This is a genomic window from Synechococcus sp. W55.2, assembly GCF_047461635.1.
In the GTDB taxonomy this organism is placed as follows: domain Bacteria; phylum Cyanobacteriota; class Cyanobacteriia; order Thermostichales; family Thermostichaceae; genus Thermostichus.
On record NZ_JANSHM010000118.1, the window covers coordinates 1 to 1,446 of the forward strand.

Consider the following 1,446-nt stretch of genomic DNA (forward strand, 5'->3'; position numbering starts at 1 on the left):
CTGTCGCGCTTGAGCCAGTCATCGACGATGTCGAACCATCCTCGCTCCTGACGCACGCGCCCTACCGCTATGGTCATAGGACGTCTCTCCAGAACAATGACGACGAATAAAGTGCAATACAGCAGCGCCCACAACAGTTCTGAGCAGCACTGTCCTTCCATCTTACGAAAAATCAATAAGTTGCAACATAACCTCAAGATGAGGCGCTGCATCAGCTCATCCGGCGCAGGGATCCCTTGTGTTTTAGGATGGGAAGGGTTTTGGCTGAGGGCAACTGAGCCGGGATCCGTTCGCGGCGGTGGAGCGGAGCCCACAACAACAGGGAGGGCATCGTGGTTCAAGCCAGGATTTTGTTCGCAGCGGCAGAGGCAGCACCTTTGGCCAAGGTGGGGGGCATGGCGGATGTGGTGGGATCCCTGCCTGTCGTTTTGCGCAAGCTGGGGCAGGATGTCCGCATCATCATGCCTCTGTATGGCTTTCTCTGGGACAAGTTCGGCCAGGAACCAGGGCAATACCCCCGCTCGAAAGATCCCATCTGGTCTAAACAGGTCATGGGTCAGGTGGCCGATATTTACGAAAGCGTTTTGCCCGGCACCGATGTGCCCCTCTACTTGGTCAGCCACTACTGCTTTGCTCCCCACCGCATCTACTACGGCGAGGACGAGTTCTGGCGCTTCACCTTTTTTGCCAACGCCGTAGCCGAATTTGCCTGGACTTACTACCCCTGGAAACCCAACATCATCCACTGCCACGATTGGCACACCGGCATGATCCCGGCCTGGATGCACCAAGCTCCCGATATTGGCACGGTGTTCACCATCCACAACCTGGCCTACCAAGGGCCCTGGCGCTGGCAACTGGAGCGCATGACCTGGCTGCCCTGGTATTTTTCTGCCCACAACACCATGGCTGCCGGGATCCTCTACGCCGACCAAGTGAACACCGTCTCGCCCACCTATGCGATGGAAATTCGCACCCCTCTGCATGGGGAAGGACTGCAGGACTTGTTGGCCTGGAAAGGGGAACGGTTGCGAGGAATTTTGAATGGGATCGACATCGACAGATTTGATCCCCGCACCGACCCAGACCTAGAGGCCAATTTCAGCATCGATGATCTCAGCGGGCGGGCGACCAACAAAGCCACGCTACAGGCCAAGTTGGGCTTGACCGTTAACCCAGATACCTTCCTGATGGGCATGGTGGCCCGTTTGGTGGAGCAAAAAGGGATCGACTTGCTCATCCAAGCCTTGGATCGCTTTTTGGCCTACAGCGACGCGCAATTTGTTTTGCTGGGAGGCAGCGGCGAAGCCTACTACGAAGGGCGGATCCGGGAGATGGCCGAGCGGCACCCGGGCAAAATGGCCTACCAAAAAGGCTACCAACCCAAGCTGGCCCAGTTGATCTACGGGGGGGCAGATGCGTTTTTGATGCCCAGCCGCTTTGAAC

2 protein-coding genes are annotated in these 1,446 nt (G+C 57.3%); one reads left to right on the plus strand and one right to left on the minus strand.

What is annotated here, in order from left to right; all coding sequences use genetic code 11:
* The coding region (locus NW828_RS13775; protein ID WP_414384468.1) for a hypothetical protein at positions 1–212 on the minus strand (212 nt) is incomplete at its 3' end.
* A 183-nt stretch (positions 213–395) separates the two neighbouring features.
* Between NW828_RS13775 and glgA the strand changes: the two genes are divergently transcribed.
* Positions 396–1,446: glycogen synthase GlgA (gene glgA / locus NW828_RS13780; protein WP_414384470.1), on the plus strand; the 1,051-nt coding region annotated here is incomplete at its 3' end.